The organism is Rhizobium sp. Root482, assembly GCF_001426565.1.
In the GTDB taxonomy this organism is placed as follows: Bacteria; Pseudomonadota; Alphaproteobacteria; order Rhizobiales; family Rhizobiaceae; genus Pararhizobium.
On sequence record NZ_LMFA01000012.1, the window covers coordinates 369,358 to 396,321 of the forward strand.

The 26,964-nt window shown below is 63.7% G+C and carries 27 protein-coding genes; 11 read left to right on the plus strand and 16 right to left on the minus strand.

Annotated features, from left to right (window positions below; genetic code table 11):
- Positions 1-224: 224 nt before the first annotated feature.
- From mnhG to ASD31_RS09790, 7 genes are read right to left on the minus strand one after another with little or no spacing between them, the layout of a single operon-like run.
- Positions 225-584, minus strand: coding sequence for a monovalent cation/H(+) antiporter subunit G (mnhG, locus tag ASD31_RS09760; protein ID WP_056332284.1), 360 nt, complete (start codon positions 582-584; stop codon positions 225-227).
- Positions 584-955, minus strand: coding sequence for a cation:proton antiporter (locus ASD31_RS09765; RefSeq protein WP_056332287.1), 372 nt, complete (start codon positions 953-955; stop codon positions 584-586). The genes mnhG and ASD31_RS09765 overlap by 1 nt, the downstream gene beginning before the upstream one ends.
- Positions 952-1,428: a Na+/H+ antiporter subunit E gene (locus ASD31_RS09770; protein ID WP_056332289.1), complete on the minus strand. Its 477-nt coding sequence runs from the start codon at positions 1,426-1,428 to the stop codon at positions 952-954. The genes ASD31_RS09765 and ASD31_RS09770 overlap by 4 nt, the downstream gene beginning before the upstream one ends.
- On the minus strand, positions 1,425-3,017 hold the full coding sequence (locus tag ASD31_RS09775) for a Na+/H+ antiporter subunit D (RefSeq protein ID WP_056332292.1): 1,593 nt from the start codon (positions 3,015-3,017) through the stop codon (positions 1,425-1,427). Before ASD31_RS09775 ends, ASD31_RS09770 begins: the two co-directional genes overlap by 4 nt.
- Positions 3,018-3,020: 3 nt before the next feature.
- Positions 3,021-3,398 carry a Na+/H+ antiporter subunit C gene (locus ASD31_RS09780; protein WP_056332294.1) on the minus strand — a complete coding sequence of 126 codons (378 nt, stop codon included), beginning with the start codon at positions 3,396-3,398 and terminating at the stop codon, positions 3,021-3,023.
- Positions 3,398-3,817 (minus strand): Na(+)/H(+) antiporter subunit B, encoded by a 420-nt coding sequence (locus tag ASD31_RS09785; RefSeq protein ID WP_056332296.1) that lies wholly within the window; start codon positions 3,815-3,817, stop codon positions 3,398-3,400. Before ASD31_RS09785 ends, ASD31_RS09780 begins: the two co-directional genes overlap by 1 nt.
- Complete coding sequence (locus ASD31_RS09790) at positions 3,814-6,198, minus strand: putative monovalent cation/H+ antiporter subunit A (RefSeq protein ID WP_056332297.1); 2,385 nt, start codon at positions 6,196-6,198, stop codon at positions 3,814-3,816. The genes ASD31_RS09785 and ASD31_RS09790 overlap by 4 nt, the downstream gene beginning before the upstream one ends.
- 301 nt (positions 6,199-6,499) lie before the next feature.
- Here ASD31_RS09790 and msrB point away from each other — a divergent pair, with 301 nt between their 5' ends.
- Positions 6,500-6,943 carry a peptide-methionine (R)-S-oxide reductase MsrB gene (msrB, locus tag ASD31_RS09795; RefSeq protein ID WP_056332300.1) on the plus strand — a complete coding sequence of 148 codons (444 nt, stop codon included), beginning with the start codon at positions 6,500-6,502 and terminating at the stop codon, positions 6,941-6,943.
- A gap of 56 nt (positions 6,944-6,999) precedes the next feature.
- On the opposite strand, the gene ASD31_RS09800 is transcribed toward msrB, so the two are convergent.
- The 3 genes from ASD31_RS09800 to ASD31_RS09810 all read right to left on the minus strand — a co-directional run bounded on the left by ASD31_RS09800 (position 7,000) and on the right by ASD31_RS09810 (position 8,727).
- On the minus strand, positions 7,000-7,230 hold the full coding sequence (locus ASD31_RS09800; RefSeq protein ID WP_056332302.1) for a hypothetical protein: 231 nt from the start codon (positions 7,228-7,230) through the stop codon (positions 7,000-7,002).
- 216 nt (positions 7,231-7,446) lie between these two features.
- Positions 7,447-8,097 carry a PAQR family membrane homeostasis protein TrhA gene (gene trhA, locus ASD31_RS09805; RefSeq protein ID WP_056332304.1) on the minus strand — a complete coding sequence of 217 codons (651 nt, stop codon included), beginning with the start codon at positions 8,095-8,097 and terminating at the stop codon, positions 7,447-7,449.
- Positions 8,098-8,304: 207 nt separating this feature from the next.
- Positions 8,305-8,727: a universal stress protein gene (locus tag ASD31_RS09810; RefSeq protein WP_056332306.1), complete on the minus strand. Its 423-nt coding sequence runs from the start codon at positions 8,725-8,727 to the stop codon at positions 8,305-8,307.
- Between the two features lie 321 nt (positions 8,728-9,048).
- Here ASD31_RS09810 and ASD31_RS09815 point away from each other — a divergent pair, with 321 nt between their 5' ends.
- Positions 9,049-9,912 (plus strand): VOC family protein, encoded by an 864-nt coding sequence (locus ASD31_RS09815; RefSeq protein WP_056332308.1) that lies wholly within the window; start codon positions 9,049-9,051, stop codon positions 9,910-9,912.
- A 24-nt stretch (positions 9,913-9,936) separates the two neighbouring features.
- Here the strand turns inward: ASD31_RS09815 and ASD31_RS09820 are convergent, their stop codons facing one another.
- Positions 9,937-11,178, minus strand: a complete 1,242-nt coding sequence (locus tag ASD31_RS09820) for a metallochaperone AztD (protein WP_056332310.1) — start codon at positions 11,176-11,178, stop codon at positions 9,937-9,939.
- A gap of 211 nt (positions 11,179-11,389) precedes the next feature.
- A complete protein-coding gene (locus ASD31_RS09825; protein ID WP_082520497.1) occupies positions 11,390-11,761 on the minus strand; it encodes a winged helix-turn-helix transcriptional regulator in 372 nt (123 codons plus the stop codon).
- 134 nt (positions 11,762-11,895) lie between these two features.
- On the opposite strand from ASD31_RS09825, the gene gstA reads away from it, so the two are divergent.
- Genes gstA through ASD31_RS09840 form a run of 3 tightly spaced genes read left to right on the plus strand, consistent with a single transcriptional unit; the run spans position 11,896 to position 13,127 of the window.
- Positions 11,896-12,510, plus strand: a complete 615-nt coding sequence (gene gstA / locus ASD31_RS09830) for a glutathione transferase GstA (protein WP_056332313.1) — start codon at positions 11,896-11,898, stop codon at positions 12,508-12,510.
- Positions 12,507-12,899 (plus strand): nuclear transport factor 2 family protein, encoded by a 393-nt coding sequence (locus ASD31_RS09835; protein WP_056332316.1) that lies wholly within the window; start codon positions 12,507-12,509, stop codon positions 12,897-12,899. The genes gstA and ASD31_RS09835 overlap by 4 nt, the downstream gene beginning before the upstream one ends.
- Positions 12,900-12,911: 12 nt before the next feature.
- The gene (locus ASD31_RS09840; protein ID WP_056332318.1) at positions 12,912-13,127 is read left to right on the plus strand and encodes a tautomerase family protein; all 216 of its coding nucleotides are present in this window, start codon (positions 12,912-12,914) and stop codon (positions 13,125-13,127) included.
- Positions 13,128-13,246: 119 nt separating this feature from the next.
- On the opposite strand, the gene ASD31_RS09845 is transcribed toward ASD31_RS09840, so the two are convergent.
- Positions 13,247-15,169, minus strand: coding sequence for a methyl-accepting chemotaxis protein (locus tag ASD31_RS09845; protein ID WP_056332319.1), 1,923 nt, complete (start codon positions 15,167-15,169; stop codon positions 13,247-13,249).
- Positions 15,170-15,454: 285 nt separating this feature from the next.
- On the opposite strand from ASD31_RS09845, the gene ASD31_RS09850 reads away from it, so the two are divergent.
- The 5 genes from ASD31_RS09850 (at position 15,455) to ASD31_RS09870 (ending at position 23,597) form a co-directional block, all read left to right on the plus strand.
- Positions 15,455-17,548, plus strand: a complete 2,094-nt coding sequence (locus ASD31_RS09850) for a S9 family peptidase (RefSeq protein WP_056332322.1) — start codon at positions 15,455-15,457, stop codon at positions 17,546-17,548.
- 3 nt (positions 17,549-17,551) lie between these two features.
- Positions 17,552-18,046, plus strand: a complete 495-nt coding sequence (locus tag ASD31_RS09855) for a hypothetical protein (protein WP_056332324.1) — start codon at positions 17,552-17,554, stop codon at positions 18,044-18,046.
- A gap of 401 nt (positions 18,047-18,447) precedes the next feature.
- Positions 18,448-18,903 carry a hypothetical protein gene (locus tag ASD31_RS09860; RefSeq protein ID WP_056332326.1) on the plus strand — a complete coding sequence of 152 codons (456 nt, stop codon included), beginning with the start codon at positions 18,448-18,450 and terminating at the stop codon, positions 18,901-18,903.
- A gap of 241 nt (positions 18,904-19,144) precedes the next feature.
- Positions 19,145-20,641: a protein adenylyltransferase SelO gene (locus tag ASD31_RS09865; RefSeq protein WP_056332327.1), complete on the plus strand. Its 1,497-nt coding sequence runs from the start codon at positions 19,145-19,147 to the stop codon at positions 20,639-20,641.
- A 610-nt stretch (positions 20,642-21,251) separates the two neighbouring features.
- The gene (locus tag ASD31_RS09870) at positions 21,252-23,597 is read left to right on the plus strand and encodes a glucose/quinate/shikimate family membrane-bound PQQ-dependent dehydrogenase (RefSeq protein WP_056332329.1); all 2,346 of its coding nucleotides are present in this window, start codon (positions 21,252-21,254) and stop codon (positions 23,595-23,597) included.
- Between the two features lie 69 nt (positions 23,598-23,666).
- Here the strand turns inward: ASD31_RS09870 and bla are convergent, their stop codons facing one another.
- Positions 23,667-24,551: a class A beta-lactamase gene (gene bla, locus ASD31_RS09875; protein WP_056332331.1), complete on the minus strand. Its 885-nt coding sequence runs from the start codon at positions 24,549-24,551 to the stop codon at positions 23,667-23,669.
- A 373-nt stretch (positions 24,552-24,924) separates the two neighbouring features.
- On the opposite strand from bla, the gene ASD31_RS09880 reads away from it, so the two are divergent.
- Positions 24,925-25,428 carry a GNAT family N-acetyltransferase gene (locus ASD31_RS09880; RefSeq protein WP_056332333.1) on the plus strand — a complete coding sequence of 168 codons (504 nt, stop codon included), beginning with the start codon at positions 24,925-24,927 and terminating at the stop codon, positions 25,426-25,428.
- An 84-nt stretch (positions 25,429-25,512) separates the two neighbouring features.
- Here ASD31_RS09880 and ASD31_RS09885 read toward each other — a convergent pair whose 3' ends face one another.
- Both ASD31_RS09885 and ASD31_RS09890 read right to left on the minus strand, forming a co-directional pair.
- Positions 25,513-25,851, minus strand: a complete 339-nt coding sequence (locus ASD31_RS09885; RefSeq protein WP_056332335.1) for a type II toxin-antitoxin system HicB family antitoxin — start codon at positions 25,849-25,851, stop codon at positions 25,513-25,515.
- A gap of 174 nt (positions 25,852-26,025) precedes the next feature.
- On the minus strand, positions 26,026-26,934 hold the full coding sequence (locus ASD31_RS09890) for a c-type cytochrome (RefSeq protein ID WP_056332337.1): 909 nt from the start codon (positions 26,932-26,934) through the stop codon (positions 26,026-26,028).
- Positions 26,935-26,964 lie beyond the last annotated feature (30 nt).

Sequence of the window (26,964 nt, forward strand, 5' to 3'; positions counted from 1 at the left end):
ACGATCAATATTCACAACCCAAGCTGGAATTTCAGGACGAAGTAATATGCCAAAGGACACTTTGCTTTGCATTCGATTAACACCGACAGATCAAAAGTCCAATAATATTTTGTGCGATACTTGCATGTTTCATCTTCAAATATGCGTAATCGCCCCGTTGCCACGGCAGCGGCGGACCGGCGGGGACCAGGAATACGATATCGGAAGTAAATCCGCCTGCCCGTCTAGTCGTCGCGGTCGTCGATCGAGCCGTGCAGCTGGTCGACGACGGACAGTTTCGTCAGGCGATGGCCTGCCCGGTGGGCGGCCTTGGCGAGCAGATGGGCGGAGATCGGCGCCGTCAACAGGAAGAAGACGAAACCGGCGATGGCGCGAAACAGGATGGCCGCCTCCATCGCATGCAGGCCGGCGGCAAACAGCAAGAGGCCGGAGCCGATCGTGCCGGCCTTCGAGGCGGCATGCATGCGGGTATAGAGATCGGGAAAGCGCAAGAGGCCGACGGCGGCGAGCAGGCTGAAGACCGAGCCGGCGACGAGCAGGAAGGCGACGCAGAGCGTTATTACGGTAGCGGCAGGCCCGGCCATCAGCGGGTCCTCCCGGATTTGCGGCGCGCCTTTGACTTGCGCCGGCCGGACGCTGGGGCATCGTCGCGGGCGAGCGCCTGTGCCCTTTCCGAAGACAGTCCGCGCGCCAGAATGAAGCGGGCAAAGGCCACGGTGGCGAGAAAGCCGACGAGACCGAGCGCAATGGCGATGTCGATATAGAGGTTGAAGCCGGTGCGGATGGCCATGACCGCAATGAAGCCGATGGCGATAGCAACGAGCATGTCGAGCCCAAGCACCCGGTCCGGCAGGGTCGGGCCGCGCAGGATGCGCAGGATCGTGGTGAGCAGCGCAAGCGACAGCACGACGAGCGCGAACTGGGTGGAAAAGGCAAGGACCGCTTCGGCGTTCATGACGGGAAGGCCTCCTTGATGCGGCGCTCGAACCCGGTCGAGATCGCCCGCCTTTCGCCGGCGGGGTCGCGGCAGTCCAGCGCATGGACATAGAGCGTCCGGCGATCCTTCGAGACATCGACCGAAAGCGTGCCCGGCGTCAGCGTGATGAGATTGGCAAGAAGCGTGATCTCGAAATCGCGGGTAACGGTGAGCGGATAGGCGAAGATGCCCGGCCGCAGCCGCATTTTCGGCCGTAGCACCAGGATCGCGACCTTGATCGCCGAGAGTGCCAGTTCCTTGGCAAACAGGCCGGCAAGAAGAAGCAGCTTGAGCGGGCGCACCCGATGCAATGTCGGCGACATCTGCCGGCGGATCAGAAGGAGCGACAGGGTGCCGGCCAGGAAGCCGAGCAGGAGATTGGCGGGCGTGAAGCTGCCGGTCACCGCCGCCCAGACCAAAGTCAGCACCAGATTGGAGATGATGAAGATCATTGGAGGCTCCCCGGCGCAAAGACGCTGTCGAGATAGGCCGTGGGCGTGGTGAGCGCCAAGGCGGCCTGCCGTGCAAGGGCGAGCAGGGTTTCCGGAAAGAGCCCGATCAGCAGGCTGAGTGCGGTCAGGACGACAAGCGGCGCAACGATGGTGATCGGAAGGCGCCTCACCGGCAAGCCGGAGACCGGAAGACCCGCCTGCCCGGCCCCGGCCGTCCGTTCGTCCCTCGGCCGCCAGTAGGACAGGAGGAACAGCCGGCCGGTGGCGATCATCGTCAGGAAGCCGGTGAGAAGCAGTGCGCCCGCCAGCCAGACCGCGCCGGCGTCGAGCGCCGCCTTGACCAGCATGACCTTCGGCCAGAAACCGGAAAAGGGCGGCAGGCCGGAGACCGAGAAGAACAGCGCCAGCGTCAGGAAGGCAAGAGCCGCATGGTCGCGGTAGAGCCCGGACGGGACGGCCAGCGAAAACCCGGCGCCGAGGCGGGCGGCCAGGCCGATGGCGAGATAGAGCGCCGTCATCACCAGCATGGAATGGAGCGCATAGAAGAGCGTGCCGGCAATAGCGTCCGGCCCGCCGATGGCAATGCCGGCGAGCATGGAGCCGATGCCGGAAATGACGAGATAGCCGAGCAGCCGGCGGCTATCGGTCTGGGCGAGCGCGCCGAGCCCGCCGGTCAGCATGGTAAGGATGGCGACAAGGGCCAGAACCGGACCGAGGATTTCACGCTCGACCGGGAAGAGCAGGATGGAGACGCGGATCAGCGCATAGATTCCGACCTTGGTGAGCAGGCCGGCAAACAGCGCGGACACGACGATGCGCGGCGTGTGATAGGAGGCCGGCAGCCAGAAATTCACCGGAAAGGCTGCGGCCTTCATCGAAAAGGCGAGGAGATAGAGGGCCGTCAGCGTCATCAGCGGCGCAGTGTCGCGAAGGCCCGGCGCCTTGCGGGCGATATCGGCCATGTTGAGCGTGCCGAAGATGCCGTAGAGATAGCCTGTGGCGACCAGGAAAAGCGTGGTGGCGACGAGATTGAGGAAGCCGTATTTCACCGCCCCGTCGATCTGTGCGCTCCGCGAGCCCAGCACCAGCAGCCCGAAGGACGAGATCAGAAGCACCTCGAACCAGACATAGAGGTTGAAGATGTCACCGGTGAGAAAGGCGCCGCTCGCGCCGGCCATCAGCAGCATCAGGAAGGGATAGAAGCCGTAGCGCCGGCCACTGGCATCGATATCGGCCATCGCAGCCACGGCGCCGGCAAGCGCCACCACGGCCGCCGCCAGCGCAAACAGCGCGCCGGTCAGATCGACCGTGAAGGCAATGCCGAAGGGCGGCAGCCAGCGCCCCATGACCATGGTGACCGGGCCGCCCTGAGAGACATGCCAGAGAAGCATCGCATCGAGGCAGACGAGCACGGTCAAAGCGGCGATGGCGATCAGCGGCTGCAGCATGCCGCGGTGGCGCACCATCATCAGCACGGCGCCGATGCCGATGCACCAGGCGACGGGCGCAATCACCAGCCAGTCGAGCGCGGTGACGGGCGCCAGAACCAGGGCCTCGGACAGGACGGGGGAGGAAGCGGAAACGGCCATCGATCAATATCCAGAGGGCGGCGGCCCGCCGTCTTCGGGCTCCGCCACCCGCATCCGGTCGGTATTGTCGGCACCGAGCGTGCCATAGGCGCGCCAGGCGAGAACCAGGAGGAAGGCGAAGAAGGAGAAGGAAATGACGATCGCGGTCAGGATCAGCGCCTGCGGCAGCGGATTGGCCGTCGGGCCTGCCGGCACGTCGAGACCGGCGGCGATGACCGGCGGCACTTCGCGCAGGATGCGGCCATTGGTAAACAGCAGGAGGTTGACGGCATTGCCGAGGATGGCGACGCCGAGCAGCATGCGGATGATGGATTTAGACAGCATCAGATAGACGGAGACCGTCAGGAACAGGCCGGTCAAAAGGGCAAAGACGGGCTCCATCAGCTATCCTCCCTTTCTTCGAGCGAGAGCGCGATGGAGGTGACGGCGCCGACGACGACCAGATAGACGCCGATATCGAAGCTCATGACAGTGGAGAGCGGGATTTCGACGCCCAGCACCACCGGCGTGATCCAGAGCCCGGTCATGAAGGGCACATGGAAGATTGCGGAGAGAAAGCCGGAGAGCGTTGACAGCAGCAGCCCGGCCCCGGCGATCGCCAGCGGATGGAAGACGATCGCGCGGCGTACCGTCTCGACCCCGAAGGCGATGCCGTAGATCGACAGCGCGGCGACGGCAATCAGGCCGCCGATGAAGCCGCCGCCCGGCTCGTTATGTCCGCGCAGAAGCACGAAGATCGAAAACAGCACCATGAGGCTGACGATCGGGGGGGCGGCGGTGCGAAGGATCAGCGATTTCATCGACGCGCCTCCACCGTGCCGGCCGTGTCGTCGTGCTCCGCGTCCGGATCATTGTCGGCGATGCGCCGCTGCGAACCGCCGAGGCGCACCAGCGACAGGATCGCCAGCCCGGCGATCATCACCACGGCGATCTCGCCCAGCGTGTCCGTGCCGCGGAAATCGACGATGATGACGTTCACGACATTGGCGCCATGGGCGATGGTCTTGGAATATTGATTGAAGAATTCGGTCAGCACCCCGTCGAAGGGCGCCTGCGTGACCTTGAGGAGAAGCAGCGTGGCGCCCAGCCCGCAGGCGAGCGCGATTGCGGCATCCGGCAGGGTCTCGCGGAACGGCCGGTGGTCGGTCGGCGACAGCCGCAGCCGCGTCATCACCAGCGCCAGGATGACCACGGTCAGCGTTTCGATCATGAACTGGGTGAAGGAAAGATCCGGCGCGCCATAGAGCAGGAAGATCACCGCAACCGAAAAGCCCTGGATGCCGAGCGAGACGATGGCCGTCAGTCGGTCGGCGGCGAGCAGCACGGCAAACAGCCCGATCACGGCGATGGCGATCACGGCAAGCTCGTGAAGGGGAATGTCGGCGGGGAAGATCGGCGGCCGGGGCAATTCGCCGAACAGGAAGAGCGGCACCAGCAAGACGATGGCGATCATCGCGAAGGTGACGGTCATATAGGTATCGAGCCGGCCGTTCTGCAGCCGCCGGGTGAGCGAAAAGGACAGGCGCACCAGCCCGCCGACCGCCTGGTCGAAGCCGCGGTCCGGCCCCCAGCCGAGCCATGCCAGCAGGGCGGCAAGGGCGCAGCGCAGGCGCGTCAGCATGAGATAGGCGAGGATGCCAAGCACGGCCGTGAGCGCCGAAAGGGCGAGCGGCAGGCCGAGATGCGGCATGAGCGACAGGGAAACCATGCGCGCCTCCCCCGCGATGGCCGAGGCCATGGGCGATGAGACAAGCCGATGGAGCGTCGTCGAACCAAGCGCGGCGACAAGGCCGGCCAGCGCCAGGAGGCCGGGACCGAGATAAAGCAGGGCCGGCGCCTCATGCGGCTTTTTCGGGGTGTTCACGGATTTACCGATGAATGGCGAGAGCGCCACGGCAAAGGCAACCGCAAACATCAGCGCATTGGAGAGGACGGCAAGGACCGCGAGGATGATCGAGCGCGGATCGAGTGAGGACAGCGCCGCATAGACCTCTTCCTTGGCAATGAAACCGACAAAGGGCGCCATGCCGCCCATGGAGAAGGCCGCGACAAGGGCGATGCCGAAGGTCAGCGGCATGGCCCGGCGCAACCCGCCGAGTTGCGTGACATCGCGCGTCCCGGTCTCGTGGTCGATGATGCCGGCGACCATGAACAGGGCGCCCTTGAACAGCGAATGGGCGACGAGATAAAGCACCGCCGCCTCGATCGCATGCGGCATACCGATGCCGGTCAAAAGCACCAGAAGGCCGAGCGAGGACATGGTGGTATAGGCGAGCATCAGTTTCAGGTCGGTCTGGCGCACGGAAAGAAGCGCGCCGGCAACAAGCGTCAACCCGCCGAAGAGCGGCAGGAGGGTCTGCCAGGCGGCGGTATCGCCCAGCACCGGATTGAGCCGCATCAGGAGATAGACACCGGCCTTCACCATGGTGGCGGAATGGAGATAGGCCGAGACCGGGGTCGGCGCCTCCATGGCATTGGGCAGCCAGAAATGGAACGGAAACTGCGCCGATTTGGTAAAGGCGCCGACGAGCACCAGGAGGAGCGCCGCCAGATAGAAGGGGCTTGCCTTCACCTGCGGGCCGAGATCGGCAAGCAGCGAAAACTGCGTGGTGCCGGAGATGGTCCACAGCAGGATCAGCCCGGCAAGCAGGAACAGGCCGCCGCCGCCGGTGACCAGCAGCGCCTGGAAGGCGGCGCGCCGGGCCGCCTCGCGGTGATGATCGAAGCCGATCAGAAGGAAGGAGGTGATCGAGGTGAGTTCCCAGAAGACGAACAGCATCAGGAAGCCGTCGGCCGCGACCAGCCCCAGCATCGAGCCCATGAACATCAGAAGGAAGGACAGGAAGCGGCCCTGGTGCGGGTGGCCCCTGAGGTAGCCGCCGGCATAGAGCACGATCAGCGCCCCGATCCCGGAAATCAGCAGCAGAAAGGTCAGCGACAGGCCGTCGATCAGAAAGGAAAAGCGGACATCGAAGGACGGCACCCAATCGTAACCGCCGCTGACCACCCCGCCGGCGGCGATTTCGGCCGCAAATCCGGCGAAATGCAGGAATAAGACAGCCGGGACGAGCGCCAGCACCAGGGCTGCCCTATGCCCGAGAATCCGGGTGAGCAGCGGCGCCGCAAGGGCGCCCAGAAAGGGCAGGCAAAGAGCCAGCAATGTCAGGCCGGCGGCATTCATCGGCTGGCATGATCCTTATCGAGGACGGATGCCCGGAGCGGGCGCGAGAAACCGGGATAAGCCAAGCGATGCACAAACTCAAGTTTGACACGGGATTATACAGGCCGGACTGCCGTGAAGGCGGATCCATCAGGAGATTCACAGCCGGGGATGCGCGTGGCGGGGCCGCGCCCCGGAATTGCCGAAACGGCGAAGGCTTCCTATATCTCGCCAGAGACCCCTATCCGGCCAGAATCCCTATCTTGCCAGAATCCCTATCCTACCAGGCATCCCTATCCTACCAGGCATCAAGGAGAAACCGATGAACGACACGCGCATTTTGAAGAGCCCGGCCGCCTTGAACCACCCGGCCGGGCTGAAGGTGACGAAGACGGATGCGGAATGGCGCGAACAGCTGACGCCGGACCAGTATCGCATCACCCGCCAGCACGGCACCGAGCGCGCCTTTTCAAGCCCCGACTTCGAGCTTGGCAAGAAGGGCGTCTATCGCTGCATCTGCTGCAACCGGCCGCTTTACGATTCGGCTGCGAAATTCGATTCCGGCACCGGCTGGCCGAGCTTCTTCGAGCCGATCTCAGCGGATGCCGTTACCCAGCATCACGATGTTTCCTATGGCATGAGCCGGACGGAAATCCGTTGCGCCGATTGCGACGCGCATCTGGGCCATGTTTTCCCCGACGGCCCGCCGCCGACCGGCCTGCGCTTCTGCATGAACGGCGTCGCGCTGGTTTTCGACCCGGCATGACCAGCCTCAGGCGGGACGCGCGTTGCGCCCTGCCAGTCCGCCGGCAGGCCCGCAGTCTATGGCGTCGGTGCTCCGCCGAAAATTTGAGTGAATAGCGCGGACAGGACGATCCCGAGCACGGCGAGCGCGATCAGCGGCACGAAAATGAAGACGAGGATCAACGACCAGCTGCGGCCCGAGACCTCCTCCTCGTCGGCACTCCACAACGCCATGTCGCCGGCATCGGCCTGGCCCGATCGGCCGCGAGCGGCGGCGTTGTGGTTGGCGTGGTCCCGGATCTTCGCCATTCTGCCCCTTTCCTGTCTCGCGCGCCCTGTCACGGCGACAAAGTGCCACGGCGACCAATTGCGCGCGCGCACATTCGTCATTACGCATATAGCATCAATGGGGGTGCGCAGATATCCCTTTATCCCGATCTTTTACGGCTCGGAGACGAAAGAGTTTCGGTCCGCCTGCACCCTATCCGGCCAGCCATGCGCGACCGGCATCGGTCGGAGGAGCGCTCAGGCGCTGATGCAGGTGAGGACGGCCGAATAATGGACGGCGGCGGCGGCAACGACGAAGCCGTGCCAGATGGCATTCTGGAACCGCAGCTTTTCCCAGACATGGAAGATCACGCCGCAGGAATAGATGATACCGCCGACCAGGATGAGGATGAGCGTCGTCTCCGTTAGCTGCGACAGAAGCGGCCCGGCGGCGAAAACGCCGCTCCAACCCATGGCGAGGTAGAGCAGGATCGCCACCCTATCGAAGCGGCCGGGAAAGACGCATTTGATCAGGATGCCGACAAGGGCGATCGCCCAGATGCCGATCAGCATGCCGAACAGGAAGGGATCATCCCAGCCGCGCTGCAGGAAGGGCGTATAGGTGGCGGCGATCAGCACGAAGATCGACGAATGATCGAAGCGGCGCAGGAACCATTTGGTGTTCGACACCGGATAGAGATTGTAGAGAAAGGAAATCGACAGGGTGGCCACCAGCCCGGCGCCGTAGATCACGGCGGCGACCAGCTGGCCGGAACTGCTCCAGAGCGTCGCATAGAAGATCATCGCCGTGACGCCGATCAGCGCGAAGGCCAGACCGACACCGTGAACGACGCCATCGGCAATCAGTTCAGAGCGGTCGTAGTTCCATTTGATGCCCTTGATTTCCACGCAAGCCTCTTCATTTCGTCTTCATAAATCCGTCGGCGCTCTTCGCCCATGCCAGTGCTGGTGACAGCCGTCCATGGCAAGGTCATGGCGGGAGCGCCGATCATGGCAATTTGCCACAGACCGGCGCTTCGAAACAGGCCGAGGCCATCAAAATTTGAAACAGCGCGTCATCCGCGCCGGCATGGCGAGGCGCGCGATTGCCTTCTCCTATCGGTCGATCAACACCGCGCAGCCGCAATGGCTGGCGACGCGGCTGGCGGTCGAGCCGAGGAAATAATCGATCAGCCCTGGCCGGTGCGAAGCGATGATCACCAGATCGGCGCCCACTTCCGCGGCAAAGGCGTTGATGGTCCCCGCAGCACCGCCGACGCGGATTTCGACACGGCCGTTGACGGCATGTTTTTCCTTCAGGCCGGTCAGGGTCTCCACAGCGTTCTTGCGCGAGGCTTCGATCAGTTCCAGCGGAAAATCGATGATCATATAGCCCTGCGCATAGGCGTTCATGTCTTCCACGACATTGAGAAGGATGATCTCGCCGCCGTCGTCGAGCAGCGTCAAGGCGCGCTCGAGAGTCTTTTCGCCATGTTCGAGCTGGTCCATGGCAATCGGCACGATGATTTTCTTGTACATGGCACTCTCCTTGGTCCGGCGCGCCTTGCATCACGGGTTCTGTCCGGGCCGGCAGCCCGTTGTTTTCAAAGACTTGCCGGCCAGCGCGTCCTCATTAATATGGTACCGCAGGCGGCGGCGAGCAAGCCGCCATTCGGTCGCAGGCGATGCTTGCCGGCATCGGCAATAGGGGCACCGTCAACAAGGGCACTGTCAACAGGGGCAGAACGGTACATCCACACTCTGCCGTCTTCCGGCCACCGGCGGACGGCCCCATATTGCAGGAACAGACCCGAAATCCCCTGACGGCCCGATTGCCGGGCCAAACCGGAAGGAAATGCCATGACAAGCCTCGCCGCAGACCACGCCACCCGCATGCCGGTCCATGTCGACCACGTGCATCTGGCGGTGCGCGACCTGCCGATGGTTTCGGCCTTCTACCGCGACATGATCGGCCTCGGATCGATCGAGAAGAGCGAAAGCGGCGAGGTGCTCGGCGTTGCCGGACAGCCGCTTTTGACGCTTTTGAGCGAAAAGGATGCCGTAATCGCACCGCGCAATGCGCCCGGCCTGTTCCACACCGCCTTCCTCTTGCCGGACCGCACCGAACTCGGCCGGTTCCTCGTCCATGCGGCCGGCCAGAATGTGCCGCTGCAAGGGGCCTCCGACCACCTGGTCAGCGAGGCGCTCTATCTCGACGATCCGGAGGGCAACGGCATCGAGATCTATCGCGACCGCCGGCGCGACGAATGGGACTATCTCGACGATGGCACGGTGAAGATGGCGACGCATGGGCTCGACCCCCAGGCGCTCTATGACGAGACCCCGAAGGACAAATGGGAGGGCATGGCGCCCGGGACGACGATCGGCCATGTGCATCTGAAAGTGTCCGAGGTCGCGCAGGCGGAAGCCTTCTTCCGCGATGCGCTGGGGCTCGACCTGATGGCCACCTATCCCGGCGCCGGCTTCTTCGCCTCGGGCCGCTATCACCACCATGTCGCCGCCAATATCTGGAATTCGCGCGGTGCACCAAAACGCGCGGCCGGCATGACCGGGCTTGCCGAATACAGCCTGCGTTTCAACGACCCTGCCCTGCTGCAGACTACCCTCGCCCAGCTGGACAGGCTGGAAATCCCGGTTTCCCGCGACGGCAACAGCGCCTCGCTGACGGACCCCTGGGGCATGCGGCTGAAACTGGCGGCGTAGGCTTTCCCCGCCGCCAGTCCACAATCAGTGGGTCTTGCCGGAGCCGCCGACCGCAACAATCGCGAAGGGCTGGCCTTCGACGGCAACGGTCCGGGTCTCCTCCAGGGTCTCGCTGTCGATCATGCGCACGAGGCCATGGCGGGGATCGGTGATGGCGATCTCGGCGCCGGCGACCGCGAGATGTGGGCGCGGGTCCCGCCAATGACCGTCCTTGCTATAGGGCTCGGTGACGGTGACTGAGCGGGTAATGCTGCCGCTGACGATATCGAGGACATGCAATTTCCCATCCTCGGTGAGGATATAGGCATTGCGCAGTTTGGCCGGGTCGAGCGCGAAATCCACGCGCCGGGTGGGCAGATCGACGAGGCGGTAGGGCGTGGCGCTGTCGGGATCGATCAGCACCAGCCTGTCCTCGCCGTAATTGCCGAGAAAGACCTGCATCGCCTTTCCACCGAGCAGGGTCGAAACCTTGCCCTCCGGCAGGCTCTCGTCATAGGCGAGCATGTCCAGCTTCGGCCCGTCGAGACCGCCCGGCCGGGCGATGAGAACCCCCTCCTTGCAACCGAAGGCGACAAGCCGCGCGGACGTTGCCTCGCCGTGCAGGTCGGTGCAGGCAACGGCCTCGCCGATCTGCTTGCCCGTGCGCTCGACCACCCGCAGGCCGAAGCGCGGCGGCAGGTCGCCCGGCTTGACCGTGGCCTCCATGTTGGGGACGGAAACGAGGACATGCCGGCCCATCGGCACCGCCACCCCATGATGCGGCGCGGTCGTATCGATGCTGGTGCCGCCCCCTCCTTCCAGCAGATCGCCTTCCAGCAGGTCGCTTTCGAGCAAGAGATCCGCCTTGCCGCCGCGATCGTAAAAGACGGCGACGTCATCGCCATGGGTGACGACATGGCCGGGCTTCTGCCCCCGGATAAGGCCCGGCAGGAGTTCCGGCTCGGCGATCTCGATATCGCGATGCTCGCCGTGATCCGACAGGGCGACGCCGGTGGAGATGATCTCTACCCTGTCCTTCTCGCCCTGGATGGCGAATACGGTTTTCCCGCTGTCGCTCAAGGAAAGCGCCGCATGGCCGGCCAGATCGAAACGCCCGAGTTCGGCACCGGTTCTGGCGTCCAGCGCCCGGACGACCGGCAAAGTATGATCCGCCACGAACAGGCGCCATGTTTCGCCATGGTCTTCGGCCAGCGCCGGCGCGACGGCAAGCGCCATGAAAGTCGCCAGGACGGCGGCCTTTCCCGTTATATTGCAAGGGCTCTGCATGAAGGTCTCCAGTGATTTAATGTAATAACGTTACATGCGTATCGTTATAAAGTTACACCAATCCTGTCCAGACGGAAAACGTCAGGCATGAGAGTTTTCCCGCGTCGGCTCGCCGTGCGGTTTCCGCGGACGAGCGAGCCGGCGCAGGCGAACCTGCCGACGGCGCCTACCCGCTACAGATCACGGCGGGCGCGCGTGGAAAGGCCACGGGTTATGTAAGTTGCGCCGTGTCATCGCTCATCCGGCGTTGTTTCAGCTTGTGGCCGATCGCAACAATGGCGTTGATGGCGGGGACAAGCTCACTCCCAAGCGCCGTCAGGCTGTATTCCACCGTCGGCGGTGTCGTCGGCACGATGGTGCGGTCGATCACGCCCTTGGCCTCAAGGTCCTTCAGCCGGGCGCTAAGCACCTTGGCGGTGATGGCCGGAATATCGATCCTCAGCTCGCTGAAACGACGGGCGCCGCCGCTCAGGCACCAGATGACATTCGGCGTCCAGGCGCCGCCGAGCAACTGCATGCACTCGCCCACCGGGCAGGTCGGCGGCAGCGCGCCCGCCCGGTTCTTCCTGATCTTCAAGGCCATAGCGAGAACTTTCCGGTTACCGCGGGGAAACTTGAAACATCGGTAACACAAGGTAATCTGGTATACAAAGGTTATCTCGCTCATTTAGGTTCCGGCTGCCTGCAAGGGCAGACCAACAGCAAAGGAACCAGACCATGAAGCTCTATTACGTCCCCGGCGCCTGCTCGCTCTCGCCGCATATCAGCCTGCGCGAGGCGGGCGCGGATTTCGCGATCGAGAAGATCGACATTTCGACCCACCGCACCGAAAGCGGCGAGGATTTCCGCGCCATCAACCCCAAGGCCCGCGTGCCGGCCCTGGTGCTGGAGGACGGCGAAGTGGTGACCGAAGGCGCCGCCATCGTTCAATATATCGCCGATCGCTTTCCCGCAGCCGGCCTTGCGCCGGACAACGGCACGCTTGCCCGCACGCGCCTGCAGGAACATCTCAACTTCATTGCCTCCGAACTGCACAAAAGCTTTGCGCCCCTGTTCAATCCCACCGCTTCCGACGAGGCGAAGACGACGGCAAAGACCCTCGTTGCCGACAAGCTCGACCATGTCGAAAGCCTGTTGTCCGACAGCCGGGCCTATCTGCTCGGCAGCCAATTCTCGGTGGCCGATGCCTATCTCTTCACCGTGACGAACTGGACCGGGCCGACCGGCATCGGACTCGATCGCTGGCCGCATCTGGCCGCCTATGCGAAGCGAATCGGAGAACGGCCGGCCGTGCAGGCGGCGATGCAGGCGGAAGGGCTGGTTGCGGCATGAGCGGGATAGCGCGCACCGACCAGGACTTTGCGGCGGTCATCGATGTCATCGCCCGCTATTTCGACGGGCTCCACCACAGCGACACCTCGATTCTGAAAACCGTCTTCCATCCGAAGGCGCTCTACGCGACCGCCACCGAAGGCTCCCTTCTGGAGCTTGACATGGAGCGCTATTTCCCGATCGTCGACAAGCGCCCCTCGCCGGCCAGCCGGGGCGAGGCCAGGGCCGACCGGATCATCTCCATCGAATTCGCCGGGCCGGTCACGGCTTTTGCCCGGGTGGAATGCGCGATCGGCGAAAAGTCCTTCACCGATTTCCTGTCACTGATCCGTGTCGACGGCCGCTGGCAGATCATCGCCAAGGTCTTTCATTATGACATGGCAGCCTGAAGAGGAGACGACATGCCCTATGTGAACATCAAGATCACCCGCGAAAACGCCACCGCCGAACAGAAGGCCGCCCTCATCAAGGGCGTCACCGATCTTCTGGTCACCGTGCTCGACAAGGACCCCGCCACCACATTCGTCGTCATCGACGAGGTGGCACTGGAAGACTGGGGCGTCGGCGGCCTGCCCGTTGAGGAATATCGCCGGCAAAAACGGACGCGACCGGACTGACGAAGGGTTCCATCGTCAGTTGACAGCGAGTTTCGGCGAGGGCCTCGCCTGATCGGCACATGCGCAAGGAGAGGAAGCACGCATCCTCCCCTTGCCTATCGTTTATCAAAGCCGCTTGTTCAGGCCGCGTAGCGGGTGCGTTCCTGCTGGCGCTGCACCTGCGCTGCACGGCCTGCCTCTTCCAGCTTGAAGCGTTGAAGCAGGGCCTGGAGCTGGCGGCTTTCCTCGGCGAGCGTCTCGCTGGATGCCGTCGTTTCCTCGACCATCGCGGCGTTCTTCTGCGTCATCTGGTCCATATGGTTGACCGAGGTGTTGATCTCGGCAAGCGCCGTCGATTGCTCGCGCGCCGCCGTCGCGATGCTTTCGACGTGATCGTTGACGCGCAGGACAAGCTGCTCGATCTCGACCAGCGCATCGCCCGTTGCCCGCACCAGCGAGACGCCGCCTTCGACCTCCACCGCCGAGGCGCTGATCAGCGACTTGATCTCCTTGGCCGCATTGGCGGAGCGTTGCGCCAGTTCGCGCACTTCCTGGGCCACCACTGCAAAACCGCGGCCCGCCTCGCCGGCCCGCGCCGCCTCGACGCCGGCATTGAGCGCCAGAAGATTGGTCTGGAAGGCGATCTCGTCGATCACCCCGATGATCTGGCCGATGCGGCTGGACGAGCCCTCGATCCGGCTCATGGCGCTGACGGCGCTGCGGACGATCTCGCCCGACTTGCCGGCGCTTTCCTTGGTTTCCCGCACCATGTCGCGAGCCTCGTTGGCGCGCGAGGCGGAGGTGCGCACCGTCGCGGTGATCTCGTCGAGGGCGGCGGCGGTTTCTTCCAGGGCTGCGGCCTGCTGCTCGGTGCGCTTCGACAGGTCGTTGGCGGCCGAACTCAGCTCGGAGGAGCTGTCCTTGATGGTGCCGGCGGCACCGCGCACATTCTGCATGGTCGAGCGCAGCGTCAGCATGGTTGCGTTGACATTCTGCTGCAGTTCGGCAAAGGCGCCCTGGAACTGCCCCTCCATGCTCTGCGACAGGTCGGCATCGGCAAGGGCGGCGATGACGCGACGCACCTCGGCAATGGCGTGGTCGATACTGCCGACCAGCTCGTTGACGCTGCCGGCGAACCGGTTGAGGTCGTCGTTCTGGTAGTCCTTGCCGATGCGGCCGGTGAAATCGCCGGCAACGGCGGCAGCGACGACGGCGCTGATGCTCGACTGGAGATCGCTGCTCAGGGCATGAAGGGCGGCTTCCTGGGCCTTCATGTCGCGCATGGCAAGCGCGTTGCGGCGGAAGACCTCGACCGCGCGGCCCATTTCGCCGATCTCGTCCCGGCGCGACGCATCCGTGCCGGCGCCTTCGAGATTGCCCTCGGCAAGCTGGCTCATGACGGCCGTCAGTTCGCGGACCGGCGTGGAGATGCCGCGCCGGGCGACGATCAGGCTGATGGCAGCGCCAGAGACGATGCAGGCCGCTGCGGCGGCAAGCGCGATGACCAGGGCTACCCATGCCGACTGGATCGCCTCTGCGCGGGCAGCGGCAAGCGTCTCGCCCGAATAGGTGCTGTATTCCTTGACGGCGCTGGTGACGGTCTTTTGGGCGTCAAGCGCCCGGTCGAGCCCACCCTTGATCAATGCTGCGTCCCCGCCACTGTTTTCGGCGATATCGACCATGGCGCGGATTTCGTCGAAATAGGTCTCGAGCGTCGCGCGGATCGACTTCAGCTGGGCAAGTTCGGTCGCATCGGCGGCCGCTTCGATCTTCGGCAGGCGGCCCAGCATTTCGGCGGCGCGCTTCTCGGCCTCGGCGCGGAAATCCGCAGCCTTTTCGGGTTCTGCGGCAAGCTGGTAGGTCATGCGGCTGATGGCGATGATATCGACGCGCAGGTCCATGGCCTCGCGGGCGACCTCCTCCTTCGTGCCGACCGAAACCATGGCCGTCTTCAGTGCAGAAATGCCTTTCGCGCCCACCAGGGCGATCGCCAGCGACGACAGGCCCATGACAAAGACCACGAGACTGATCTTCTGGAGGATGGAGAGATTGCGAAACGTCATGACGGAACTCCGGCGGCCGATGGCTGCAAGCTGATGGGATGGAGGGCAAGGCTTGATGCCTTCGGCAGGCACGCAGGAGAAACATCGCGTCACGACGCACTTAGCGCCACCTGCACTAATGCGACGTTAAAGCCGCCTCCCCAGAATTGTGCCGACGCCGGAGACAATCGCCGGACGGGATCGCCGTTCTCGCCCTTTGCGGCGCGCGCCCTGCTTTTTCCTTGAACCTTGCCTCCCCGGCCTCTATCTGCGGTATTCGTTCCCATGCCTTTCCCGGAGATTTCCTTGTCGATTTTCAACAGCCTGCCGCCCGCGCCCGTCGCTTCGAAGAAGCCGGTGACCGATATCCGCCACGGCATTACCCGGACGGACGATTATGCCTGGCTGAGGGCTGACAATTGGCAGGCGATGTTCAAGGACCCCGCCATCCTCGACCCGGAAATCCGCAAGCATCTGGAGGCCGAGAACGCCTATATGAAGGCGGCCATGGCCGACACGGAAGCGCTGCAGAAACTGCTGTTCGCCGAAATGAAGGGGCGCATCAAGGAGGATGATTCCTCCGTACCGATGAAGGACGGGCCCTTTGCCTATGGCACATCCTTCGTCACCGGCGGCGAGCAGCCGCGCTATTTTCGCGAGCCCCGCGACGGCGGCGAGCGGAAAATGCTGCTCGACGGCGACAAGGAGGCCGAAGGCAAGCCCTATTTCCAGCTGGCCGGCATCGACCATTCCAGCGACCATGCGCGCGGCCTCTGGGGTTATGACGACAAGGGCTCGGAATATTACACGCTTCGCGTGCGCGACCTTGCGACCGGCGAAGATCTGGCCGACCGGATCGAGAATACCGGCGGCGGCGGCGCCTGGGCGCCGGACGGCAAGAGCTTCTTCTACACCGTGCTCGACGACAATCACCGCCCCTCGAAGATCTTCCATCACCTGATCGGCACGCCGCAGGGCGAGGACCGGCTGGTCTATGAGGAGACGGACCCCGGCTTCTTCATGGGCGTCGGCGCCTCGATGCTCGACGATGTCATCTATATCGACATTCACGACCACGAGACGAGCGAATACCGGCTGCTTTCCACCGACGACCTGACGGCGGAGCCGCGGATCGTTGCGGCGCGCCAGGCCGGGCTCGAATATTCGATGACCGAGGGAGGCGACGTCTTTTACATCCTCACCAATGCCGATGGCGCCAAGGACTTCAAGATCTGCGAGGCGCCGGTTACGGCACCCGGCCGCGAGAACTGGACGGATGTGGTGGCGCATACGCCCGGCCGCCTCATCCTCTCGCATATGGCGTTTGCCCGCCATCTCGTCTGGTTGGAGCGGGAAAACGGCCTGCCGCAGATCAAGATACGCGACCGCAAGAGCGGCGAGGAACATGCCATCGCCTTTGCCGAGGAGGCCTATTCGCTCGGTCTTTCGGGCGCCGGCGAATACGACACCGACGTCATCCGCTTTTCCTATTCCTCGATGACGACGCCGAGCCAGCTTTACGACTATGATATGGTCACCCGCGAGCGCCGGCTCCTGAAGACGCAGGAAGTGCCCTCTGGCCACAAGGCGGAGGATTACGTCACCCGCCGCGTGCTTGCGCCCTCGCATGACGGGGTGGAGGTTCCCGTCACGCTGCTCTATCGCAAGGACACGCCGCTCGACGGCTCGGCGCCCTGCCTTCTCTATGGCTACGGCGCCTATGGCATTGCCATCCCCGCCTCGTTCAACACCAATTGCCTGTCGCTTGCCGACCGCGGCTTCGTCTATGCCATCGCCCATGTGCGCGGCGGCAAGGACAAGGGCTTCCAGTGGTACGAAGACGGCAAGATGGAGAACAAGGCCAATACATTCAAGGACTTCATCGCCGCTGCCGACTATCTGAATCAACAGAAGTTCACGTCCTACGCGAAGATCGTCGCCGAAGGCGGCTCGGCCGGCGGCATGCTGATGGGCGCGATCGCCAACATGGCGCCGGAGAAATTCGGCGGCATCATCGCCGCCGTCCCCTTCGTCGACGTCTTGAACACCATGCTCGACGACACGCTGCCGCTCACCCCGCCGGAATGGCCCGAATGGGGCAATCCGATCGACTCACGGCAAGCCTATGAGCGCATGGCCGCCTATTCCCCTTACGACAATGTCGGCGAAAAACCCTATCCGGCGATCCTGGCGCTCGCCGGCCTCACCGATCCGCGCGTCACCTATTGGGAACCGGCCAAATGGGTGGCCAAGCTGCGCGAAAAAACCACCGGCTCGGAGCCGATCCTGATGAAGACCAACATGGACGCCGGCCACGGCGGCGCCTCGGGCCGCTTCCAGCGGCTGGAGGAAATCGCATTTGAATATGCGTTTGCGATCAAGGTGGCGGGGAAGATGTAGGCGGTGGATACTGACCCGACGGTTTATGGGGACGAGTCTTTTGAGTTCAGAGAATGGGTTACGCCGTTCTCCGACTTAGATGTGCTTGTTGCCGAGGTCGGTTACGCACCGGACAGCCTGCTACCTGACGCGGCTGAAAAACTTCGCCCCCTGTCTCTTTTCAAAGAGAGCGGACGGAATGCACTGACTATTCGCCTGTGCGATAACGGTAAAGATAGCGATGTTGTCTACAAGGTTTGTTTCGAAACCGCCCACGCATTCCGGATCATGGACGAAATCGGCCTCATGGAGCTCTGGCAGCAGACCAAGAAATTGGGTGGCCGGCCGGCAAGAACCAGCTTCCAGGTTCGCAATCACCTCTGGTGTAGGGAAAGCCCTATGTCATTCTTTCAAACGGATGGTTGGGCCTATGTTATTGCGTCGATCGGCGACTGCGTCGAAATCGTCTCACCAAGGCCTCCCGTAATTTCTCGGGAGGACACCGGCATGATCGGTTGAGGAGCTTGCTGACGATTACACCAGGAAAGTCGTCAAGCGCCAGCTTGCCGGCATCGATGACAAAGGCGACAAGACGGCTGCCGAAAGCGCCTAGCGCCGGATAGCAAGAATTGGGGAGGCTCTACCCTCCTCCGTCGGCGACGCCGACATCTCCCCCTCAAGGGGGGAGATGAGCCGCGGGCTTTGAGGCCGCCTTACCGGAAGCTGTAGGGGGGAAAGAACAATCTCCCCCCTTGAGGGGGAGATGTCCCGAAGGGACAGAGGGGGGTAAAACCTCTCCGGGCTCCATCCGCGCCATGGCCCTGCTGCGCACAACACCGCAATGCGTGCGGCATGTCGCCCGGCAAGCTCCATGCATGCCTCGCCCCCTAATTCTTCCCGCAACCTGAGGGAGAATCGGCATGAAAATCGGTGACGGCATCAGCAGTTATTATCGCGCGCAGAACGGCAGCCAGCCGTCGGGCGGCGCGGCTTCCCATCTACCGGTGAATGCCGGTGGCGGCGGCCAGCGCAGTCAGGCGCCGACAGTTTCGATCGGCGCTTCCGCTTCGTCATCCTCCTTGTCTTCGGCTTTGTGGCTGTCGATGGCCGACAGGCTCGAATCCGATTCCGGCTCGCTGAGCGGGGAGCCAAAGACAAAAGGCGCCGCCGACGAATTCATGGAATGGTCGACGATGACGCTTGCCGAAAAGATCCGCGCGCAATTACTGGGCGGCAAGGGCCTGACGGAAGAGGAGCTTGCGCATATGGACGCCGACCAGCGCGCCGCCATCGAGGCCGAGATCAAGGAAGCCATCAAGCGCCAACTCACCGGCGTCGATGACAAAGGCAACAAGACAGCCGCAGACAGCGTCTAGCGCCGGATAGCATAGAGATCGAGGAGGCTTCACCCCCCTCTGTCGGCGACGCCGACATCTCCCCCTCAAGGGGGGAGATGAGCCGTACGCTTTGTGCCTGCCTAATCGAAGACAGCAAGGGGAAAAAATGATCTCCCCCCTTGAGGGGGAGATGTCACGAAGTGACAGAGGGGGGTGAAGTCTCCGCGAATGCCGGATTGGCGCCCTTGCCGCTACCACATCGCGCGCTTACCTTTCATCCATGACCTTATCCAGACGCGAAAACGCCGCCCCCATCCCCTTCGACAACAGCTATGCCCGGTTGCCGGGGCATTTTCATGCGCGCGCCGATCCGACGCCGGTGGCCGAACCCTGGCTGATCAAGTTCAATCGGGGGCTGGCGGAAGAACTCGGGCTCGATGGCGCGGTGCTGGAAAAAGACGCGGCGGCGATCTTTTCCGGCAACAGGATTCCCGAAGGCGCCGAGCCCCTCGGCATGGCCTATGCCGGGCACCAGTTCGGCCAGTTCGTGCCGCTGCTCGGCGACGGGCGGGCGATCCTGCTGGGCGAGGTGATCGACAGGGTCGGCAGGCGCCGCGACATCCAGTTGAAGGGCGCCGGCAAGACGCCCTATTCGCGGCGCGGCGACGGGCGGGCGGCGCTCGGGCCTGTGCTGCGCGAATATATCGTCAGCGAGGCGATGCATGCGCTCGGCATTCCCGCGACGCGGGCGCTGGCCGCCGTTGTCACCGGCGAGCCGGTCTATCGCGAGGAGGTGCTGCCGGGGGCGGTTCTCACCCGCGTTGCCGCCAGCCATATCCGCGTCGGCACCTTCCAGTTTTTGGCGGCGCGCGGCGACACGGATGGGGTGAGGACGCTGGCGGACTATGTGATCGACCGGCACTATCCACATCTCAAGGGAAGCTCCCGCCCCTATGCGGACCTCCTGGAAGCGGTGATCGGCGCGCAGGCGCAGCTGATCGCCGGCTGGCTGCATGTCGGCTTCATCCATGGGGTGATGAACACCGACAATTGCGCTGTTTCTGGCGAAACCATCGATTTCGGCCCTTGCGCCTTTCTCGATGCCTATGATCCCACAAAGGTGTTTTCCTCCATCGACCGCGGCGGACGCTATGCCTATGCCAGCCAGCCGGCGATCGGCCAGTGGAACATGGCGCGGCTGGCCGAGACGCTCTTGCCGCTGCTCGATCCGGAGCCTTCCGAGGCGGTCAATATTGCCAACGACCTGATCGCCGGTTTCGGTCCACGCTTCCAGGCGCACTGGCTTGACGGCATGCGCCGCAAGATCGGGCTCGAGACCAGCGAGGACGGCGATCTCGATCTCGTCCAGGCGCTGCTCAGCGCCATGCATTCCGGTGGTGCGGATTATACGCTGACTTTCCGCAGGCTCTGCGATGCGGCGGAGGTCGAGACGGGGGACGCGGCGCTCAGTGGGCTGTTTGCCGATCCGGCGGCCCTTCACGGCTGGCTTTCGAACTGGCGGGCGCGATGCGAGCGCGAGCCCCCAACCGGGAACCAGCGGGCCAAGGCGATGCGCTGCGTCAACCCGGCCTTCATTCCCCGCAACCACCGCATCGAGCAGGCGATCCTCGCCGCCCGCATGGACGGCGATTTCTCGCTGTTCGAGGCGCTTGTGGAGGCGCTGGCGAACCCCTATCAGGACCAGCCGAAATTCGCACCGCTGGCTCAGCCGCCGCAGCCGGAGGAAGAGGTGTTGCAGACGTTTTGCGGGACCTGAGGCGCGGGCTGGCGTAGGCTATGCCGTTTGCGGTGGCACCGACAAGGCGGTCGGCGAGACCTGCCTGTTGGGCGCCCCTCATCCGCCCTGTCGGGCACCTTCTCCCCGCATGCGGGGAGAAGGGATATGCCGCACCCCTTGTCGTGATGATGAACTCTGTCGTCCCCTCTCCCCGCTTGCGGGGAGAGGGTTAGGGTGAGGGGCAGGTGCTCGGTCATGCCCTGACGATCATGGTCGGTCCATATTCGTTTCGCGACGGACCACGACCGTCGAAGAGATCGAGATTCTTTTCGTCCACAACCGTTTTCGGGCAGATTGCGGTCTCACGATACGGCAGGCCCCTCATGCGCATGGCCTCGGATCGTGCCATCTCGACGCGGATGAGCTTCCCTTCTTCCAGTCAATATATCGTAATGCGATATTTTTTCAGTTTGGGCTGTCCAGTTCGGATTATGGCCATTGAAAGGCAGGACGGCCGCCTTAGTTGTTCCTGGGGAAGGACATGAACCGGCGGCTTGGCTCGGCCTTTCCAAAGTATTTCGTTTGCGCTGCTGGCGCGCGGGCACTGGCGGCCTGTTCTACCCTATCTCTCCACCACAGGAGACTATCCATGCTTCTCTTCCTGACAGCCCTCGTCTTCGCCCTGATCGGCCTTGCGCTCGGCGGCGGCGGGCTCTGGCTCATCGTGCTCGGCGGCAGCTGGTACTATCTTCTGGCGGGCCTCGGCTTCCTTGTTACCGCCTATCTCCTGTGGCGCCGCCGCGCGGCGGCGCTTGGCGTCTATGCCGCCGTGATCCTCGGCACGCTCGTCTGGGCGATCTGGGAGGTCGGCTTCGACTGGTGGCAGCTCGGCCCGCGCGGCGGCGTCATCATCATCCTGGGGCTCTGGCTCCTGCTGCCGGCCATCCGCCGCCGGCTCGGCTTCACCAGCCCGACCGGGCAGGATTACAAGGCGGGCGCGCTGCCGCTCGGGCTTGCCGTCCTCGCCTCGATCCTTGTTGCCGGCTATTCGATGACGCAGGATCCGCTCGATCTTTCGGGAGAACTTCCGGCCGCCGCTTCGGCCGCAGCCCCCGATCTCGGCGGCAATGTTCCGGAAGGCGACTGGCACCAGTATGGCCGCACCGGCTATGGTCAGCGTTACTCGCCGCTGGCGCAGATCACCACCGAGAATGTGAAAAATCTCGAAGTCGCCTGGCAGTACCAGACCGGCGACGTGAAGCTGCCGGAGGATGTCGGCGAGACCACCTACCAGGTGACGCCGCTGAAGGTGCGCGACACGCTCTATCTGTGCACGCCGCACAATTGGGCGATCGCGCTCGATGCCGCAACCGGCAAGGAAAAATGGAAGTTCGACAGTAATTCCGGCATGAATCCGGACCGGCAGCACCAGACCTGCCGCGGCGTCGCCTATTATGCCGATCCGGCCGCCACGGTCGGCAGCCCCTGCGCCGAACGGGTCTACCTGCCGACCTCGGATGCGCGGCTGATCGCGCTCGATGCCGCAACCGGCCTTGTCTGCCCCGGCTTTGCCGACAAGGGCACGCTGCGCCTTGAGCAGGGCATGAAATACAATCCGGACGGCTATTACTATTCCACCTCGCCGCCGGCCATCGTCGCCGGCAAGATCATCGTCGGCGGCGCCGTCAACGACAATTATTCGACGCAGTCGCAATCCGGCGTCATCCGCGCCTTCGACGTCAACTCCGGCGAACTCGTTTGGAACTGGGATTCGGGCAATCCCGACGTCACCACGCCGCTGCCCGAGGGCGAGACCTATACGACCAATTCGCCCAACAGCTGGTCGGTCTTCAGCTATGACGAGGCGCTCAACCTCGTCTATATCCCGCTCGGCAACCAGGTGCCCGACCAGCTGGGCATGAACCGTAGCGAGGCTGTCGAGAAGTATTCCTCCTCGATCGTCGCGCTCGACATCACCACGGGCCAAGTGCGCTGGGTGCGCCAGACCGTGCATCACGATCTCTGGGACATGGACGTGCCGGCCCAGCCGGTGCTGCTCGACATCACCGCCAAGGACGGCACGGCCATCCCGGCGCTCGTCGGCCCGACCAAGCAGGGCGATATCTACGTGCTCGACCGGCGCACCGGCGAGCCGATCATCCCGATCAAGGAAATCCCCGCCCCGACCGGCGCCATCCCGGAGGATTTCACGGCGCCGACGCAGCCGATCTCCGACCTCACCTTCTCGCCGCCGCCGCTTACGGGCAAGGACATGTGGGGCGTCACCATGTTCGACCAGCTCGCCTGCCGGATCAATTTCAAGCGGCTGAACTATGAGGGCCGCTACACCCCGCCCTCGATCGAAGGCACGCTCGTCTATCCCGGCAATTTCGGTGTGTTCAACTGGGGCTCGGTCGCGGTCGATCCGGAACGGCAGGTGATGTTCGGCATGCCGACCTATCTCGCCTTCACCGCAAAGCTGGTGCCGCGCGACCAGATTCCGCCGAAGGAGCAGTCTCAAAAGGGATCGGAACAGGGCTTGAACCGCAACGAGGGCGCGCCCTACGGCGTCTATATGGGGCCTTTCCTCGGGCCTTTGAAAATCCCCTGCCAGGCACCGCCCTGGGGCTATGTCGCAGGCGCCGACCTCAAGACCGGCGAGATCGCCTACAAGCACAGGAACGGCACCGTCTACGACATGACGCCGCTTCCCCTGCCCTTCAAGGTCGGTGTTCCCGGCATCGGCGGGCCGATGATCACCAAGGGCGGCATCGCCTTCCTCGGGGCCGCGGTCGACAATTACCTGCGCGCCTATAATCTGACGACGGGCGAAAAACTGTGGCAGGCCCGGCTTCCGGCCGGTGGCCAGTCGACGCCGATGACCTATGCCACTGAGGACGGCCAGCAATATGTGCTGATGGTGGCCGGCGGCCACGGCTCGGTCGGCACCAAGCCGGGCGACTACGTCATCGCCTATACGCTGCCCAAGGAATAGGCTTTTCCCACACGAACCGGCGAGCGATCGCCGGTTCGTTCGTACGTCTACCTCCTGCCGCCTGACCCGTCAGGCCATCTCGGCGACCATGCGGCCGATCTCGGCGAAGACCGGGTTGAGCGTTTTCGTCTTTCCCACGCCATCGGCGATATAGACCGAGACGAGGATCGGCCTTTCCTTCGACGGCCAGATAATGGCGACGTCGCCGAGCTCGCCTTTGCCGCTGGTGCCGGTCTTGTCGCCGACCGTCCAGCCGGAGGGCAGACCGGCGCGCAGCCTTTCGTCGCCCGTCTTGTTGGCGACGAGCCAGGCGATCAGCTGCTCGCGCGAGGCGGGTTTGAGGACATCGCCGAGCACCAGCCTGTCGAGCGTCTCGAGCATGGCCTGCGGCGTCGTGGTGTCGCGCGGATCGCCGTTCTTCACCCTGTTCATCTCCGGTTCGTTGCGGTCGAGCCGGGTGACGGGATCGCCGATCGACCGCAGCCAGGCCGTCAGCCCGGCCGGCCCGCCGAAACTTTCGAGCAGCAGGTTGGCGGCGGTATTGTCGCTGAGCGTTATCGCCGCCTCGCAAAGCTCGGCCACGGCCATGCCCTTCTTGCCGGTGTGTTTTTCGGTCACCGGCGAATAGGGAGAGAGATCGGCTTTCCGGTAGGTTATCCGGCGGTCCAGGTCTTCCTCGCCCTTGTCCACCCGTGCCAGCGCGAAGGCGCCGGCCAGCATCTTGAAGGTCGAGCACATGGCGAAACGTTCGTCCATGCGGCAGCCGAAGGAGATATTCGTCCGCTTGTCGAGAACCGAGACGCCGAGCCGGCCGCCGGTGCGCTTTTCCAGCGCGGCAAGCCGTTCGTCTATGCTCTTTTCGGCGGAAAAGGCAGGTCCGGCACGAAAAGCGAGGGACGGCAGAAGCAGGCCGGCGCCAAGGATGAGCGATCGGCGTTTCAGGGTGAACGGCATGGGCATATATCTCCGATGAGAATGAGCTGACGGGATAAGCTATTGATAAGAGATTAGAAAATTGAAAATGCCTGAACAGCGACGGGTTGTCGCCCCGTCATGATCGGTAGGCAGCGAATGTGGCGGCTCTTTGCTGAAAAAGCGGCATCGACCGATCTTGTTTTCGTCACAGGCATTAAGGCCGGCGAGATTCCGGTTGACAAGCGCCCGCAAAAGATCAAATTGCCGGCATGATCAGAACCGCGCACATCACCCGCTGGTATTTTACGCTGCTCCCATAGGTGCGGCTGTCTGATCTCGTTCAACAAGCCGCCGTCAGGCGGCTTTTGTTTTGGACGGCACCTGATGGCGGGAAGCCTTTAAGGAGCCGACAATGCTGCAGACCGCCCACCCGATACCGCATACCGTGATGACCAGGCGCGCACCGATGGTGACGATCCGCGCCGCCAGGCAGGGCGACCTGCCGGACTTGCGCGAAATGATCGCCGAACTTGCCGCCCATCACGGCGATAGCGCCACCGTCGCCCCGGAAAATCTCGAGCGCGACCTGTTCGGCCAGATGCCCTGGATCAGCGCGCTGGTGGCCGAGGCGGGCGGCGAACTGATCGGCTACGCGATCCTGGTGCCGCTCTACCGCGCCCAGCAAGGTGCTCGCGGCATGGAACTGCACCATCTCTATGTGCGCCCGGCCCATCGCAGCACCGGGATCGGCCGCCACCTCATCGGCAAGGCGCGCGAACAGGCCCGCATCGCCGGCGCCACCTATCTCTCGGTCAGCGCCGCCACCGGCAATTTCAAGGCGCACCGCTTCTACGAATCAGAAAACTTCACCGCCGGCCCGGTGACCGGCATGCGCTATCTGCAGATGCTGGGTTGAGGCATTCGAGGCTCTGGCGCCGGCATGAGGCGAAGGGCGCGTCCACCGGGCGCGCCGCGTCTGCACAGCGCGGCATTCGAGCCTTCATGCCGCCTTGGCGGCGGCCCGGGCAAGCACTTCGGCCGCCCATTGATTGAGACTTTTCCCGGAAAGCTCTGCCGCCTTGGCTGCCTTTGCGTGGATGTCGGGATCGACACGGAACATCATCTTGCCCGAATAGGGCTTTTGCGGATCTTTACCGACCTTGGCGCAGCTATCGATATAATCCTCGACGGCTTCGCGGAACGCTGCCTTCAGGCCTGCGACCGTATCGGCATGGAACCCGACGCCATCGGTGATCCCGGCGAGCTTTCCAAAGAAAATCTCATCCGCGTCATCATAATCGACCCGCGCTGAATAACCCTTATGTGACAAGATGTTCATTTTCCCGCTCCAACTTTGCAGAGGCAATTTCAGATCTCGGCAGTGCCTGCGCAAGTATCTCAAACTTCGCCATTTGTTGAGAGTTTACCCCACTCTGTCACTTCGTGACATCTCCCCACAAGGGGGGAGATTGGCCATGCACTCCGTGTGTTCACGAAATGCTGCTCAACGGCCCTACTCCCTTGCCGGCACGGCCTTGAGATAGGCGGCGATGGCCTGGAGGTCGGCGGCGGGCAGTTTGGCGAGATTTTGCTGGACTTCGACCATAGAGCCGCCGACCGTGTCGAAATCCGGGGTGAAGCCGGTCTGGAGGTAGCCGACGATATCGCTCTCGCTCCAGCCGCTGATGCTTCTGGAGCCCGGGGTGATGTTAGGGATGCGGCCCTCGCCTTCCGGATTGGGCGCGCCGGCCAGCCAGAGGTTCGTTTCGAACCCACCGAGCGCATTGCGCGGGGTGTGGCACTCGCCGCAATGGCCGGGGCCTTCGACGAGATACTGGCCGCGGGCGATCTTCGGGTCGGACGTATCCACGGTGACGCGCGACTGGTCGGTGAGGAAGAGCAGCTTCCAGCCGCCGAGCAAGAGGCGAATATTGAAGGGGAACGGCAGCTCATGCGGCGGCGCGACATTGGCGCTTTTCGGCAGGGTCTGCATAAAACCCCAGAGATCGTTGATGTCCTTGCTCGTCAGCCGTGCATAGGAGCCGTAGGGAAAGGACGGATAGAGATGCTCGCCGTTCCTGCCGACGCCGCGGGTCATCGCATTGCCGAATTCGGCAAGCGACCACTCACCCAGCCCTGCCGTTTCGTCGGGCGAGATATTGGGGACGTGGAAGGTGCCGAAGGGGCTGTTGAGCGGCAATCCGCCCGACAGGACAAGCCTCGCCTCGCCTTCCGACTTCGCCGCTGCGTGACAGCTGGTGCAGCCGCCGGCCCAGAATATCTGTTCGCCATTGGCGAGATCGGGCGCGCCGAGCCCTTCCCAGTGGGATGCAGCAAAGGGCTCCGGCCGGGTGACAAACCACGCCGCCGCCGCTGCCGCGCCAAAAAACACCGCCGCCAGTGCCAGGTTTCTGATCCGCATATCCGCTTGCCCCGTTCGCTTGGCTCGCTC

Bases quoted from the DNA above. Each gene is read 5' to 3' on its own strand.
- ASD31_RS09840 (WP_056332318.1), top strand. From the start codon at position 12,912: ATGCCCTATGTGAACATCAAGATCACCCGCGAAAACGCCACCGCCGAA.
- ASD31_RS09845 (WP_056332319.1), bottom strand. From the start codon at position 15,169: ATGACGTTTCGCAATCTCTCCATCCTCCAGAAGATCAGTCTCGTGGTC.
- ASD31_RS09820 (WP_056332310.1), bottom strand. From the start codon at position 11,178: ATGCAGAGCCCTTGCAATATAACGGGAAAGGCCGCCGTCCTGGCGACT.
- mnhG (WP_056332284.1), bottom strand. From the start codon at position 584: ATGGCCGGGCCTGCCGCTACCGTAATAACGCTCTGCGTCGCCTTCCTG.
- gstA (WP_056332313.1), top strand. From the start codon at position 11,896: ATGAAGCTCTATTACGTCCCCGGCGCCTGCTCGCTCTCGCCGCATATC.
- bla (WP_056332331.1), bottom strand. From the start codon at position 24,551: ATGCCGTTCACCCTGAAACGCCGATCGCTCATCCTTGGCGCCGGCCTG.
- ASD31_RS09810 (WP_056332306.1), bottom strand. From the start codon at position 8,727: ATGTACAAGAAAATCATCGTGCCGATTGCCATGGACCAGCTCGAACAT.
- ASD31_RS09775 (WP_056332292.1), bottom strand. From the start codon at position 3,017: ATGGCCGTTTCCGCTTCCTCCCCCGTCCTGTCCGAGGCCCTGGTTCTG.
- ASD31_RS09890 (WP_056332337.1), bottom strand. From the start codon at position 26,934: ATGCGGATCAGAAACCTGGCACTGGCGGCGGTGTTTTTTGGCGCGGCA.
- ASD31_RS09780 (WP_056332294.1), bottom strand. From the start codon at position 3,398: ATGGAGCCCGTCTTTGCCCTTTTGACCGGCCTGTTCCTGACGGTCTCC.
- msrB (WP_056332300.1), top strand. From the start codon at position 6,500: ATGAACGACACGCGCATTTTGAAGAGCCCGGCCGCCTTGAACCACCCG.
- ASD31_RS09870 (WP_056332329.1), top strand. From the start codon at position 21,252: ATGCTTCTCTTCCTGACAGCCCTCGTCTTCGCCCTGATCGGCCTTGCG.
- ASD31_RS09835 (WP_056332316.1), top strand. From the start codon at position 12,507: ATGAGCGGGATAGCGCGCACCGACCAGGACTTTGCGGCGGTCATCGAT.
- ASD31_RS09825 (WP_082520497.1), bottom strand. From the start codon at position 11,761: ATGGCCTTGAAGATCAGGAAGAACCGGGCGGGCGCGCTGCCGCCGACC.
- ASD31_RS09790 (WP_056332297.1), bottom strand. From the start codon at position 6,198: ATGAATGCCGCCGGCCTGACATTGCTGGCTCTTTGCCTGCCCTTTCTG.
- ASD31_RS09785 (WP_056332296.1), bottom strand. From the start codon at position 3,817: ATGAAATCGCTGATCCTTCGCACCGCCGCCCCCCCGATCGTCAGCCTC.
- ASD31_RS09815 (WP_056332308.1), top strand. From the start codon at position 9,049: ATGACAAGCCTCGCCGCAGACCACGCCACCCGCATGCCGGTCCATGTC.
- ASD31_RS09860 (WP_056332326.1), top strand. From the start codon at position 18,448: ATGAAAATCGGTGACGGCATCAGCAGTTATTATCGCGCGCAGAACGGC.
- ASD31_RS09770 (WP_056332289.1), bottom strand. From the start codon at position 1,428: ATGATCTTCATCATCTCCAATCTGGTGCTGACTTTGGTCTGGGCGGCG.
- ASD31_RS09880 (WP_056332333.1), top strand. From the start codon at position 24,925: ATGCTGCAGACCGCCCACCCGATACCGCATACCGTGATGACCAGGCGC.
- ASD31_RS09765 (WP_056332287.1), bottom strand. From the start codon at position 955: ATGAACGCCGAAGCGGTCCTTGCCTTTTCCACCCAGTTCGCGCTCGTC.
- ASD31_RS09800 (WP_056332302.1), bottom strand. From the start codon at position 7,230: ATGGCGAAGATCCGGGACCACGCCAACCACAACGCCGCCGCTCGCGGC.
- ASD31_RS09865 (WP_056332327.1), top strand. From the start codon at position 19,145: ATGACCTTATCCAGACGCGAAAACGCCGCCCCCATCCCCTTCGACAAC.
- ASD31_RS09885 (WP_056332335.1), bottom strand. From the start codon at position 25,851: ATGAACATCTTGTCACATAAGGGTTATTCAGCGCGGGTCGATTATGAT.